We start from the raw sequence: 13,486 nt of genomic DNA on the forward strand, positions 1-13,486 counted from the left end.
ACGCGAATGGCAAAGAATAAATTCAATCAAAATTGGGTTCACGATCATATAAATGATCCTTATGTGAAACTTGCGCAAAAAGAAGGCTACCGCGCCCGTGCTGTTTACAAGCTCAAGGAAATCGATGAGACGGAAAAACTGATCCGTCCTGGTCAAATCATCGTCGATCTGGGGGCAACGCCGGGTAGTTGGTCGCAATATGTACGTAATAAGCTGGCCGGGAAGGAAGGCGGCGGTATCGTCGGTGAAATTTTTGCACTCGATTTGCTGCCTATGGATCCGATTGCCGATGTCGGCTTTATTCAGGGCGATTTCCGCGAAAAAGAAGTGCTCGACGAATTGGAACGCAGTTTATTGGGCCGTAAAGTCGATGTGGTGCTGTCGGATATGGCACCGAACTTATCGGGTAACTCGACGGTCGATTCGGCGCGCGTCGAATATATTATCGAATTGGCGGTCGATTTCGCCAAAGCGCATCTGAAACCGGGTGGCGCTTTGCTGGTCAAATGTTTTCATGGACCTAGTTATAATAATATAGTTGATTTATTTAAAAATGAATTCAAACAGGTTATTAATAAAAAACCAAAAGCGAGCAAAGACAAGTCTTCTGAGATTTTTTTGCTTGGAAAAGGTTTGAAGAACCTTGAATGAAAGAATTTGCTCTTGATAATCCTCAATAGTGCCAGCATATGTTGGCTAGCAAGCTCTACCTATTGAGGGTAGAATAATGATTACCGTATCAAATGGCGTAACCTGCGCTTAAGGAGTTCTCGTGAATAATATGTTTTCAAAAGCGGCTATCTGGGTAGTTGTTGCCTTAGTGCTTTTCACTCTTTTCAAGCAGTTTGAAGGAAAGACGAGCGGTGCCGGCATGGCTGCCGTGCCTTATTCGGAATTTCTCGATGAGGTCAAGGCCAAGCATATTAAAGAGGCAACGATCGATGATGCCAATCGTACCGTGACCGCGGTCACTAACGATGGAAAAAAAATCAAATCGCAATTGACGATATTTGATCGCGGCTTGGTCGGTGATCTGGTCAGTAACGGCATTAAATTCGATAATAAACCGCCGGAAGAGCAATCTTTCCTGTCGCAAGTTTTTATTTCTTGGTTCCCGATGTTGTTGTTAATTGGCGTCTGGGTGTTTTTCATGCGCCAGATGCAAGGTGGCGGCAAGGGTGGCGCGTTCTCCTTCGGTAAGTCGAAGGCGCGTATGCTCGATGATACCAATAACAATGTCAGTTTCGCCGATGTAGCCGGCTGTGATGAAGCCAAAGAAGAAGTGACGGAAGTGGTCGATTTCTTGCGCGATCCGACCAAGTTTCAAAAGCTCGGCGGTCGTATTCCGCGCGGCGTATTGATGGTCGGGCCACCGGGTACCGGTAAAACTTTGTTGGCGCGGGCGATTGCCGGCGAAGCGAAAGTGCCGTTTTTCACCATTTCCGGGTCCGACTTCGTCGAAATGTTCGTCGGTGTCGGCGCATCCCGTGTGCGTGATATGTTTGAGAATGCTAAAAAACATGCTCCCTGCATCATCTTCATCGATGAAATTGATGCGGTCGGTCGCCATCGCGGTGCCGGCATGGGTGGTGGTAACGATGAGCGCGAACAGACTTTGAATCAGATGCTCGTTGAGATGGATGGTTTCGAAGCCAATTCCGGTGTCATCGTTGTGGCTGCGACCAACCGTGCCGATGTGCTCGATAAAGCCTTGTTGCGTCCTGGTCGTTTCGATCGTCAAGTATCGGTCGGTTTGCCTGATATCCGTGGTCGTGAACAGATTCTTAATGTTCACATGCGCAAAGTGCCAATTTCTTCCGATGTGCGCGCCGATATCTTGGCGCGTGGTACCCCGGGTTTTTCCGGTGCCGATTTGGCCAATTTGGTCAATGAAGCAGCCTTGTTTGCCGCGCGTCGCAACAAACGCTTGGTCGAAATGCTTGACTTCGAAGATGCCAAAGACAAAATCTTCATGGGTCCGGAACGTAAGTCTATGGTCATGCGTGAAGATGAACGTCGCAATACCGCGTATCACGAGTCTGGTCATGCTGTGATCGCCAAGCTCATGCCTAAGGCTGATCCGGTACATAAAGTGACCATCATGCCGCGTGGTTTTGCCCTCGGCTTGACTTGGCAATTGCCTGAGCATGATCAGATCAGCGGTTACAAAGATAAGATGTTGGAAGAAATTTCCATCTTGTTCGGTGGCCGTATTGCCGAAGAGATTTTTGTCGGCCAAATGTCTACCGGTGCCTCGAATGACTTTTCTCGTGCCACCAAGTTAGCTCGTTCCATGGTCACACGCTTCGGTATGTCCGATAGCATGGGTGTGATGGTCTACGAAGATAATCAGCAAGAAGGTTACTTCGGTGCTTCCTCGAAAACCATCTCGGAAGCGACGCAGCAAAAAGTCGATGCCGAAATTCGCTCGATTCTCGATACTCAGTACGCGCTGTCGCGCCGCTTGCTCGAAGAAAACCGCGATAAAGTGGAAGCCATGACGAAAGCTCTGCTCGATTGGGAAACCATCGACGCCGATCAAGTCAGTGACATCATGAATGGCATGCCGCCGCGGCCGCCGAAACTCGGTCAGTCTACCGGTCGCTCTACCTCCGATTCATCGGGTGGTGGCAGTGGTGGTGTGACGCCGAATGTGACGGCACCGGCTTGATTTTTTGACGACAGTGTTTTTTTAAAAAGGTGGGGAGTAATCCTCGCCTTTTCTTTTTTATGACTAATTATTTTCAATGTGGCCGCTATCGGTTTAACTGGGGCGCGGCGCGGCATAAGCCGCTGGTGATGGGCATACTCAATGTTACACCGGATTCATTTTCTGACGGTGGCCAATTTCTCGACCTCGACAGTGCGCTGTCGCGTGCCGAACAAATGATCGAGGAGGGCGTCGACATCATTGATATCGGTGGTGAGTCGAGTCGGCCAGGTGCGCAAGCCTTATCGCTGGAGCAAGAATTGGCGCGTGTGATGCCGGTGATCTTCGCGCTGCGTGACTGCGGCAAACCACTCTCGATCGATACCTATAAACCGGCCGTCATGCGTGAAGCGCTGCTGGCCGGTGCCGATATGATCAACGACATACAAGGTTTTCGCTCGCCTGAGGCGCGCGCTGCCGTGGCTGATTCGGAGGCGGGCCTGTGTGTGATGCATATGCAAAAAACGCCTGGCGATATGCAGCAGCGGCCGCAATACCAAGATGTGCATGCCGAAGTCTTGCAATTTCTTGCTGCACAAGCGCAGGCCTTGCAAGCCAGTGGTATTGCACGCGAACAGATTTGTATTGATCCGGGCTTTGGCTTTGGTAAATCTTTGGCGCATAATATTGCACTCTTTCAAGATATCGAATACTTGCAACAAGAATTAGGTTTGCCACTCTTGGTTGGCGTGTCGCGTAAAACCATGATCGGTGAATTGACTGGGAAAAGCGCCGAGCGCCGTTTGGCCGGCAGCGTCGCCGCGGCCTTGGCGGCAGCGCAGCGGGGTGCTAAAATCGTGCGCGTCCATGATGTCGCTGAAACAATGGATGCCTTAACTGTATGGCAGGCTTTGCTTGCTTGATTATTAGGAAAAAGAATAATGACAAGAAAATATTTTGGTACCGATGGTATCCGTGGTCGCGTCGGTGTTGCACCGATCACGCCTGATTTTGTAATGCGGCTTGGTTACGCTGCCGGCAAAGTGCTGGCGCAAGCCGGTTCGCGTGGCGATAAGCGTCCAACGGTCTTGATTGGTAAAGATACCCGTATTTCCGGCTATATGCTTGAAGCCGCGCTCGAAGCTGGCTTTGCTGCCGCCGGTGTTGACGTGATGTTGTGCGGCCCGATGCCAACTCCGGGGGTGGCGTATCTGACGCGCGCCCTGCGCTTGTCGGCCGGCGTCGTCATTTCGGCCTCGCATAATCATTACGCTGATAATGGTATCAAGTTTTTTTCATCGCAAGGCAATAAGCTCGCCGATGAAGTCGAATTGGCGATTGAGGCGGCGTTGGAAGAACCGATGCTCTGTGTCAGTTCGGATCATCTTGGGAAGGCTAAGCGCTTGCCTGATGCCAGTGGTCGCTATATAGAATTTTGTAAGAGTACGTTTCCATCTGAACTCGATTTGCGCGGCCTGCGCATTGTGGTTGATTGTGCCCATGGTGCCGCCTACGACATCGCTCCGCACGTCTTGCATGAGCTTGGTGCCGAGGTGATTGCGATCGGTAATACACCGAACGGCTTGAATATCAATGACAAAGTTGGTGCGACTGCCCCCGATGCCTTAGCCATTGCGGTACGCGCCAACCATGCCGATCTCGGCATCGCGCTCGATGGCGATGCGGATCGTTTGATCATGGTCGACCGCCATGGGAAAATTTATAATGGCGATCAATTGTTGTATTTGATTGTGGTCGATCGCTTGAGTATGGGCCCGGTAGCGGGTGCCGTTGGCACCTTGATGACCAATATGGCGGTCGAAATCGCTTTCGAAAAACTGGGCGTCGGTTTTGTGCGTGCGCGGGTCGGTGACCGCTATGTGCTCGAGCAAATGCAGGAGCGCGGCTGGTTGATCGGTGGCGAAGGATCTGGTCATTTGTTATGTCTGGATAAGCATTCGACCGGTGATGGCATTATTTCGGCCTTGCAGGTCTTGTCGGCCCTGCGTCGCAGTGGCAAGTCGCTCGATGCCTGCTTCAGTGAATTACACTTATTTCCGCAGGTATTGTTAAATGTGCGCGTTGCTGCCGGTTTTGATTGGCAAAACAATGCCGCTTTGATGCAGGAAAAAACAGCGGTGGAAGAGCAATTGAAAGGTCGCGGCCGCGTCTTGATCCGCGCTTCCGGCACCGAACCGCTGTTGCGAGTGATGGTGGAAGCCGATGCGGATGAATTGGCTAACACTTGTGCACGCCGCTTGGTGGCGTGTATTGAACATGGCTGATAAATACGCCTGACTAAGTTCTGCCGCGGCTTGATACCGCGGCAGTAAACAGGTAGTATGGCCACTTCAGTTTTTCCGGCTGTTTTTTTATCAGTCGCGCTTCATCTGGTTCCTAGGCGGCCCGTCGTTCAACGGATAGGACCTCGCTCTTCTAAAGCGATCATGGGGGTTCGATTCCCTCCGGGCCGACCAATACTTCTGCGCTGCATCGGGCTTTTGTCCGCGCGCTCTTGGCGGGTCGTACACCCCGCCAACAATCACTTCATTCTCGCGTGTGTCCTCGCTACGTCATTCCTGCCAAAAGCTCGCAGGAACGAGCTTACGGGCGGTTTGGGTAATATCCCGAAGCGATAGTCTCCTTTTGGCGGAAACGCCGCAGCCTTCGTTTTAACTGCAAATGCGGTTTGACTATCCGCTGTTTCACGCCTATTCTACATCAAACAATTATCTTTTTTACATTTTAATGTGCGTAAGAAAATCTCGCTCACGATAAGTTTTCCATCAATTTTGTACCGATGTGCCTCATTTACACTGCAATCGTGATGAGCTGATTCGGATTGGCCACTAAGACGCGTTTGTGGGCAGACGGAATCGTTCCTCATTTTTATGAAAGTGAGATTTTGAACTCTTATCCTTTAGTGGTTGATTTAGATGGCACCTTAATTCATACCGACATGCTGCAAGAATCGGCGTTGGCGTTCCTGCGTGAGCAGCCGTGCGCGCTATGGCGTGTGCCGCTGTGGCTTATGTGTGGTAAAGCTATTCTCAAACAACAACTGGCCGAACGGACCGACTTCGATCCGGCTACCTTACCCTATCATCCGCACTTTCTCGCCGAACTGGTCGCGCAACATCGCAATGGCCGAAGCTTACTTTTGTGTACAGCCAGCGATGGCAAAATTGCTCGCCGCATTGCCGCTCACCTCGGTATTTTTGATGCGGTGATCGCCAGTGATGGCAGACGCAATCTGGCCGGTACGCATAAGGCGGAGGCGCTGGTGGCACGCTTTGGCAGCGGCAGGTTTGATTATGCCGGTAATTCCTCGGCTGATTTGGCGGTGTGGTCGCATGCGCGTGCCGGCATCGCCGTCAATGCTGATCCAGCTTTGCTGGCAAGGGCACAGCAGTGTTGCCGGCTCGAGCAAGTCTTTCCGCCCGAACCAATCGGCGTGCGAGGCTGGTGCCAGGCATTACGCGTTCATCAATGGCTGAAGAATCTGTTGATCTTCATTCCCTTGTTCGGTGCGCATCAACTTGGTGCCTTGGAGCCATTGCTTACCTTGCTGTTGGCGTTTTGCTCGTTTTGTTTGTGTGCTTCGGCCGTGTATATCGCTAATGACTTGCTCGATTTACCCTCAGACCGTAAGCATCCACGCAAGCGCCGCCGGCCGTTTGCGCGCGGCTTGCTTCCTTTGCACCTCGGGGTATTGTTGTTGCCCTTGCTGTTGGGATCGAGCGGGCTGTTGGCATGGCAAGTAGGGCCGCAGTTCTCCGTATGGCTGCTGGCTTACTTTGCGTTGACCTGCGCCTATTCTTTTTATCTCAAACGTATCATGGTCATCGATTGCATTGCCTTAGCCGGCCTATACACCTTACGCTTGGTGGCTGGTGCGGCGGCGGTGCAATTGCCCTTGTCATTTTGGTTGTTGGCGTTTTCGGGATTTTTGTTTCTTTCATTGGCCTTCGTCAAGCGTTATGCTGAATTACGTGGGCAAACACGGCAAGGGATGCAGCAGGTCCATGGCCGCGGCTATTACACTTCCGATGCCAGCCTCATACAAATGTTGGGCGTGACGGCCGGCTATGGTGCGGTGCTGGTGCTGGCCTTATACATTAACAGTGCGGTGGTGATCGAATTGTACCGGGCACCAGAGCTGATCTGGGGCACGATACCGGTCACCCTGTTTTGGGTCAGCTGGATATGGATGCAGGCTGACCGCGGCAATATGCACGATGATCCCTTGGTGTTTGCCTTGCGTGATCGCGCCAGCCTTTGGTCTGGCCTCGTGTTTATGGTGATATTGAGCCTGGGAGCGCTCGGCAAACCATGGTAAACATCGATTCTTGGGGGCGCTTGGGTGCACGTCCGCATCATGTCAGTACGCTGTACCAGCGTGCCGATATCGCCACTGCCTTGCAAGCTGGCGTGCCAGCGCTGGCGTATGGTATGGGGCGCAGTTACGGCGATGCTTGCCTCAATCCCGGTGGTCGTTTGCTGCACACCCGTGGCCTCGATCGTTTCATTTCCTTCGATCGTCGCAGCGGTGTGTTGTGCTGTGAAGCAGGGGTATTGTTGCGGGATATACAGCAACTCAGCCTTCCTTGTGGCTGGATGCTGGCGGTGTCGCCAGGGACCGAGCTTGTGACGGTCGGCGGTGCGATTGCCAATGATGTGCACGGTAAGAATCAACATAGTCAGGCGTCATTCGGCAATCATGTGCGGCAATTGCGGCTGATACGCAGCGATGGCACCATCATCGACTGCGGTCCTCGGCACAATGCCGGCTGGTTTGCCGCCACGGTGGGCGGGATAGGTTTGACTGGCATCATCAGTGAGGTGGAGTTGCAACTGCGTCGTGTTGTCGGCCCTTGGCTGGATTGCGAAAGCCTCGCGTATGCCAATCTCGATGAATTTTTTGCCTTGTCCGCCAGTTCCGCCCTGACCTGGGAATACACCGTGGCATGGATAGATTGTCGCTCGCGCTGTGGGCGCGGCATTTTTTTACGCGGCCGTCACAGCCAGGCGCATTTGCCCCTGCCGGTTGCGCGCAAAGCTGTCGCCATGCCTATGGTGCCACCGTTTTCGCTGATTAACCGGGTGACGCTGCCTTGGCTTAACCGCGGCTATTATTATTTGCAGCGCCAGCGGCAGCGCGAACGGTCAAAGCCACAGCACTATCAGCAATTTTTTTATCCGCTCGATCATGTGCTCAACTGGAATCGCATGTATGGACCGCGCGGTTTTTACCAATACCAATGCGTACTGCCATCGGTACCGGGACCGTTTGCCGTAGCGGCCATGCTGGCGGCGATCAAACGCAGCGGCGAGGGTTCATTTCTGGCGGTGCTGAAAACTTTTGGTGTGCGTGCTTCACTAGGTATGTTGAGTTTTCCGACCGCCGGTGTGAGCTTGGCACTGGATTTCCCTAATCGCGGTGTCTCGACCACTGACTTGTTCGAGCAACTTAATGCCATCGTCGCCCAAGCTGGTGGACGTTTGTATCTGGCCAAAGATGCTTGCATGCCGCGTACCTTGTTCCGCGCTGCTTATCCGCGCCTGAACGAATTTTCCACTTACCGCGATCCGGGCTTGAGTTCAGCCATGTCGCGGCGTTTGATGGGGTATTGACCATGCTACGTTATCAGCGCGCACGTATTGTCATCATCGGTGCCACCTCGGCCATCGCCAGTCAGTGCGCGCGTCGCTGGCTGGCAGGCGGTGCCGCTGCCTGTGTCTTGCTCGGACGCAATGCGGAAAAGTTGGCGGTATTGGAAGCGGATTTACGGCTGCGCTATCCGCTCGCAGATATCAGCAGCCGTTGCCTTGATTTTCTTGATGTCGTGGCGATCGAGGCTTGCGCGGCCGAGTTAGTCCAGGGTGGCCCCATCGATATCGCGCTGATCGCGCACGGTAATTTGCCATTGCAAGCGGCTTGTCAAGCGGACGTGCAATTGACGCGCGAAGCCTTGTTGCTCAATGCGATTTCGCCGGCGCTGTTTGCCGAAGCCTTCGCGGCGCGGATGCAGCAACAGGGTGGCGGCTGTTTGGCATTGATCAGCTCGGTCGCCGGTGAGCGCGGGCGCAAATCGAACTATGTTTACGGTGCGGCCAAAGCCTTATTGAGCCGCTATGCCGAAGGACTGCAACACCGCTTTGCCGGTACCCCCTTGCACGTGGTCTTGATCAAGCCGGGGCCGACCGCCAGCCCAATGACTGCGCACTTGCTGCGCAGTGGCGTGCGTTTGGCACCGCTGGGGCAGGTGGCGGATGCGATTGTTGCCGGGATCGCAAAGCATCGTGCCGTGATTTATGTGCCGCGCAAATGGGCGCTGATTATGCTGCTCATTCGAGTGTTGCCACGCGCGATTTTTAATAAACTCAATATCTGAAGGATCGTTGCTGATGCATTGGCAAGATAAAAAAATCATTCTCGCCGGCGGTGCCGGGCTGGTGGGGCAAAATTTGGTGGCGCAGTTGCGCGCGCGTGGCTATCGCAATCTGGTGGTACTCGATAAGCATCGTGCCAATTTGGCCGTGCTACGCCAATGGCAGCCGCAGGTGCAGGCTGAGTATGCCGATCTGGCGCAAGCTGGGGAGTGGCAGCGACATGTAGAGGGGGCGGCTGCCTTGGTGATGCTGCAAGCGCAAATAGGGGGCACGCTTGAAACTGAATTCACGCGCAATAGCATCACCAGCACACGCCTGATTCTGGCTTTGCTCAAGCATTATCCAAACGTGCAACTGATACATATCAGTTCTTCCGTGCTCAATTCGGCTGCAGATGATTTTTATACCCGCAGTAAGCGCACGCAGGAACAGTTGGTGCGCGCCAGCGGCCTGGCTTGCACCATCTTGCGGCCGACCCTGATGTTCGGCTGGTTCGACCGCAAACATCTGGGCTGGCTGGCCCGGTTCATGCGCCGCGTGCCGCTGTTTCCGATTCCCGGTCATGGGCACTATCTGCGCCAGCCTTTGTATGCCGCTGATTTTTGCCGCATCATCGTGCGCTGCCTTGAAAAACCGGAGTTAAGCGGCACTTACAATATCTCGGGACAAGAAAACATCGATTACATCGATATCATTCGCCGGATTCGGCAGGTCACCGGCAGCCGCACGCTACTGTGCCGACTGCCGTATCGCGTGTTTCATGCTTTGCTGCGCTTGTGGGCCTGGTTTGATCGTAATCCGCCATTCACGACGCAGCAATTAGCCGCACTCTGTACTCGCGACCGCTTCGAAGTCATCGATTGGCCCAGCCTGTTTGGCGTGCCGGCGACACCGTTTGCACTGGCGATTGATGAAACCTTCAACGACCGCCGCTACAGTCACATTATTCTGGAGTTTTAATATGGCAGCACGTATCGCCGTACTGGGGGCCGGTCCTATGGGCTTGGCAGTGGCATATCAACTGGCACGTGACGGTCATTGTCCGGTCGTGTACGAAGCCGATGACCGTATCGGTGGCATGAGCGCCGCCTTCGACTTCGGTGGACTACGTATCGAGCGCTACTACCATTTCCATTGCACCTCTGATGCCGCCTTCTTGGGCATGTTGAGCGAACTCGGTCTGGCCGATCGTCTGCATTGGGTGACGACCCGCATGGCTTACTGGTATCAAAACCGTTTGCAAGCATGGGGGAATCCGCTGGCTTTGCTGCGTTTTCGGGGTTTGAGTATGCTCGCTAAATTTCGTTACGGCTGGCATGTCTATTCAGCCAGCAAGCGTGATACGTGGCAAACGCTGGACTGCGTGCATGCCATCCCTTGGTTGAAAAAATGGGTAGGTGAAGAAGCGTACGAAGTGTTGTGGCGGCGGTTGTTTGAATACAAATTTTATCAATACAGCCAAGACGTCTCGGCCGCTTGGATTTGGAGCCGGATTCGGCGTATTGCTCGTTCGCGCCGCAGTTTGTTTGCCGAACAGCTCGGCTATCTCGACGGTGGTTCGGAAACCTTGCTGCAGGCGATGCGACGCGACATTGAGCGGCATGGCGGTGAGATCCGTTTGAGCTCGGCAGTCAGCCGCGTCGTGCTCGATGCTGATGGCGTGCGCGGGGTGGAATCGCAAGGACAATTTTTCGCATTTGAAAAAGTGATCAGCACGATTCCCTTACCACATGTGCCGGCACTGATACCCGATTTGCCGGCAGCGGTGCTGACGCAGCTACGGGCGCTCAAAAACATGGCTGTGGTATGTGTGATTGTCAAATTACGGCGTGCCGTGAGTGACAATTTTTGGCTCAATACGAATGATGAAGAGATGGATATTCCGGGTCTGGTTGAATACAGTAATTTGCGAGCGCTTGATGGGCATGTGGTTTACGTGCCCTTTTACATGCCAGGCGAACATGAAAAATTCGCCGAACCGGATCAAGTGTTTCTCGATAAAGTACGCCGCTATTTGAAAAAAATTAATCCGGCTTTGGTCGACGAAGATTTTCTGGCAATGCGTGCCAGCCGTTACCGGTATGCGCAACCGCTGTGCGAACCCGGGTATTTACAGCGTTTGCCACAGCTTAGCGTATCCGGTTTGTGGCTGGCTGATACCTCATGTTATTACCCGGAAGATCGCGGTATTTCGGAAAGCATCGCCTTCGGTCGAGAACTTGCGCGCACGGTGTTCTCATGAAGGCGCGTAGTCATACCAAGCAGTTTTCCTTATTCCTGCTGTGCAGCGGTTTGGCAGCACTGCTCAATTTCAGTGCCCGTATTGTCTTTAACCGCTGGGTCGATTTCGCTGCTGCCGTGTTGCTCGCTTATGTATGTGGCATGTTGCTGGCCTTTATCTTGGCAAAATACCTGGTGTTTACGGATAGTCGGCAAACTTTATCGCACTCGTTGCTGTTTTTCATCGTGGTCAATGGCTTAGCGATTTTACAAACCTACTTGATCAGCGTGGCACTGTTACGCTGGCTGGCACCGGCGGCAGCCCATGCGATCGGGATTGCGGTGCCAGTATTGACCAGTTATCTTGGTCACCGCTATGGCTCGTTTCGCGCGGAGCCACTGCGATGAGGCGGCGCAAGCAAGCGCCAGCCGGCGCAGCCATCCCGGTTGTCGATCAGTCCGCACCGAGTTGGCTGGGTTATAGTGCCGCCTATGCTGGGATCATGCTGTTGTTGGCGTTCATCGGCGGGGTACGTGGCTATACCGCGATTCCTTGGTGGGATATGTGGGATGGCGTGATCGGTTTCATGGCGGCGCTCAATGAGGGTGATAACAGTGCTTGGTGGGCGCAACACAATGAACATCGCATTGTTTTATCGCGGCTCTTGTTTTGGCTTGATGAACGTTTGTTCGGTGGCCAGTATATCTTTCTGATCGCGGTCAATTATCTGCTGGTGCTGGCCACGGCCGCGCTGTTCTGGCGCATGCTCAAGGACTTGTGTGGGCCTGCGCCGCTGTCGCCAATTGAGCGTGCCTTCGCATGGCTACTGACGGCATGGTTATTTTTGTGGACGCAATCGGATAATCTTACTTCGCCGTTTCAGAGCCAGTTCATCCTCGCGCAGTTGTTACCGCTGGCAGCGCTGTATGCACTGGCTGTGTCGGTACAACGCGGGCGCGTCTGGTTTGTGCTCGCTTGCGTACTCGGTGTGCTGGCCTTGGGGGCGATGGCCAATGGTGTGCTGGCCTTGCCCTTGCTGGCGTTGTATGCGCTGTGGCTGCGCCAGAGCGCCTGGCGGGTGGCTGTTTTGGCGCTGCTGGCACTGCTGTGCAGTTGGCTGTATTTTCATGGTTTTTCCGCACCGAGCGATCATAGTTCGCCGCTGCAGACTTTGCTCGCACATCCGCTCGATGCGCTGCATTATGTCTGCCTTTACCTCGGCAGCCCGTTTCATTATCTGGTGTTCAAAGGATACCTCGGTCGTGCCTTCGCCAGTATTATGGGAGCAGTCTTGTTAGGCCTCACACTGCGTTTTACTTGGCAGGCTTGGCGCAGTCGCGCGCCGGCAGCGGTGCCGTTGGCACTGTTGTTTTTCCTTGCTTATGTGTGTGCCAGTGCGGTCGGCACTGCCGGCGGACGCTTGTTATTCGGTGACCAAACTGCACTGTCACAGCGCTATACCACGCCGGTACTGATGGCGTGGGCGGCCATGTGCTTGCTCTGTTTGCCGCAGTGGCGCGCTTGGCTGAGCAGTCGGCAAGGCTGGACGCGCTGCGGTTTGGTGGGCTTGCTGGTGCTGATGTTGGTGGTCCAGTTGTATGCGCTCAAACCCTTGGGCGGAAAAATGTGGCAGCGGCAATTGGCGGTATTGGCCATGGAGTTGGCGGTGCGCGATACCGAGCAGTTGGAACTGCTGTATCCGGAACCGCTGCGCTTGCAAACGGTGATAGAACAAGCGCGCACCCAAAAACTCAGTGTGTTTGCCGATCCTGTGTATGCCGGGGTGCGCGAGCAATTGGGGCAAGTGATATCGCTCAATGCATGGCTTCCGGCAGTCGGGCAAATAGTTGAGCAAAATGTGCTCAAGGACGATGCGCGCTTCGTGCGCGTCTTCGGCAGCTTGGCGTCCGAGCATGGCACGACGCCGGTGCTGGCGCTGGTGGATGAAAATGGGCGCATGCTGGGCTACGCCCTGGTGCATCCCGCTGCCGATTCGAGCGGACAGCACCTGTTTGGCGGCTATTTATTGAGCGGGAACGCGAGTGCGCAACTGCATTTGCTGCGGCGGCCGTGACGGGGTAAGACAGGGGCGAGACAGCCGGCGCATGTGGCTTACCGGAATTGAGCGAAAAACCCTGTCTCCTCAGAGGCTGTCGCAAAAGCCTGATGGACGTTTTTTACACCTGAAACACCGCATACCTCGTCATTCCTGCATGCCACAG

General features: G+C 54.1%; 11 protein-coding genes and 1 tRNA gene. All 12 read left to right on the forward strand.

Annotation, left to right across the window (positions count from 1 at the left end; all coding sequences use genetic code 11):
• The first annotated feature begins 6 nt into the window (after positions 1-6).
• The gene (locus QN359_RS09290) at positions 7-651 is read left to right on the forward strand and encodes an RlmE family RNA methyltransferase (protein ID WP_322248187.1); all 645 of its coding nucleotides are present in this window, start codon (positions 7-9) and stop codon (positions 649-651) included.
• Positions 652-772: 121 nt separating this feature from the next.
• Positions 773-2,671 carry an ATP-dependent zinc metalloprotease FtsH gene (gene ftsH / locus QN359_RS09295; RefSeq protein ID WP_322248188.1) on the forward strand — a complete coding sequence of 633 codons (1,899 nt, stop codon included), beginning with the start codon at positions 773-775 and terminating at the stop codon, positions 2,669-2,671.
• Positions 2,672-2,730: 59 nt separating this feature from the next.
• Entirely contained in the window at positions 2,731-3,573 is an 843-nt protein-coding gene (gene folP / locus QN359_RS09300) for a dihydropteroate synthase (RefSeq protein ID WP_322248189.1), read from the forward strand.
• Positions 3,574-3,591: 18 nt separating this feature from the next.
• Entirely contained in the window at positions 3,592-4,935 is a 1,344-nt protein-coding gene (glmM, locus tag QN359_RS09305; protein WP_322248190.1) for a phosphoglucosamine mutase, read from the forward strand.
• A gap of 117 nt (positions 4,936-5,052) precedes the next feature.
• A tRNA-Arg gene (locus QN359_RS09310) sits at positions 5,053-5,127 on the forward strand.
• Between the two features lie 428 nt (positions 5,128-5,555).
• Positions 5,556-6,989 carry a UbiA family prenyltransferase gene (locus QN359_RS09315; RefSeq protein ID WP_322248191.1) on the forward strand — a complete coding sequence of 478 codons (1,434 nt, stop codon included), beginning with the start codon at positions 5,556-5,558 and terminating at the stop codon, positions 6,987-6,989.
• A complete protein-coding gene (locus tag QN359_RS09320; protein ID WP_322248192.1) occupies positions 6,983-8,284 on the forward strand; it encodes an FAD-binding oxidoreductase in 1,302 nt (433 codons plus the stop codon). The genes QN359_RS09315 and QN359_RS09320 overlap by 7 nt, the downstream gene beginning before the upstream one ends.
• 2 nt (positions 8,285-8,286) lie before the next feature.
• On the forward strand, positions 8,287-9,045 hold the full coding sequence (locus QN359_RS09325; RefSeq protein WP_322248193.1) for an SDR family NAD(P)-dependent oxidoreductase: 759 nt from the start codon (positions 8,287-8,289) through the stop codon (positions 9,043-9,045).
• 13 nt (positions 9,046-9,058) lie between these two features.
• Complete coding sequence (locus QN359_RS09330) at positions 9,059-10,003, forward strand: NAD-dependent epimerase/dehydratase family protein (protein ID WP_322248194.1); 945 nt, start codon at positions 9,059-9,061, stop codon at positions 10,001-10,003.
• A gap of 1 nt (position 10,004) precedes the next feature.
• Complete coding sequence (locus QN359_RS09335; protein ID WP_322248195.1) at positions 10,005-11,285, forward strand: NAD(P)/FAD-dependent oxidoreductase; 1,281 nt, start codon at positions 10,005-10,007, stop codon at positions 11,283-11,285.
• Entirely contained in the window at positions 11,282-11,671 is a 390-nt protein-coding gene (locus QN359_RS09340) for a GtrA family protein (protein ID WP_322248196.1), read from the forward strand. The genes QN359_RS09335 and QN359_RS09340 overlap by 4 nt, the downstream gene beginning before the upstream one ends.
• The gene (locus tag QN359_RS09345) at positions 11,668-13,338 is read left to right on the forward strand and encodes a hypothetical protein (protein WP_322248197.1); all 1,671 of its coding nucleotides are present in this window, start codon (positions 11,668-11,670) and stop codon (positions 13,336-13,338) included. The genes QN359_RS09340 and QN359_RS09345 overlap by 4 nt, the downstream gene beginning before the upstream one ends.
• Positions 13,339-13,486 lie beyond the last annotated feature (148 nt).

It is taken from the genome of Undibacterium sp. 5I2 (assembly GCF_035019605.1).
In the GTDB taxonomy this organism is placed as follows: Bacteria; Pseudomonadota; Gammaproteobacteria; order Burkholderiales; family Burkholderiaceae_D; genus Undibacterium.

Coding starts and splice junctions, on each gene's coding strand:
- QN359_RS09290 (WP_322248187.1), top strand. CDS start 7: ATGGCAAAGAATAAATTCAATCAAAATTGGGTTCACGATCATATAAAT.
- folP (WP_322248189.1), top strand. CDS start 2,731: ATGACTAATTATTTTCAATGTGGCCGCTATCGGTTTAACTGGGGCGCG.
- glmM (WP_322248190.1), top strand. CDS start 3,592: ATGACAAGAAAATATTTTGGTACCGATGGTATCCGTGGTCGCGTCGGT.
- QN359_RS09320 (WP_322248192.1), top strand. CDS start 6,983: ATGGTAAACATCGATTCTTGGGGGCGCTTGGGTGCACGTCCGCATCAT.
- QN359_RS09325 (WP_322248193.1), top strand. CDS start 8,287: ATGCTACGTTATCAGCGCGCACGTATTGTCATCATCGGTGCCACCTCG.
- QN359_RS09330 (WP_322248194.1), top strand. CDS start 9,059: ATGCATTGGCAAGATAAAAAAATCATTCTCGCCGGCGGTGCCGGGCTG.
- QN359_RS09335 (WP_322248195.1), top strand. CDS start 10,005: ATGGCAGCACGTATCGCCGTACTGGGGGCCGGTCCTATGGGCTTGGCA.
- QN359_RS09340 (WP_322248196.1), top strand. CDS start 11,282: ATGAAGGCGCGTAGTCATACCAAGCAGTTTTCCTTATTCCTGCTGTGC.
- QN359_RS09345 (WP_322248197.1), top strand. CDS start 11,668: ATGAGGCGGCGCAAGCAAGCGCCAGCCGGCGCAGCCATCCCGGTTGTC.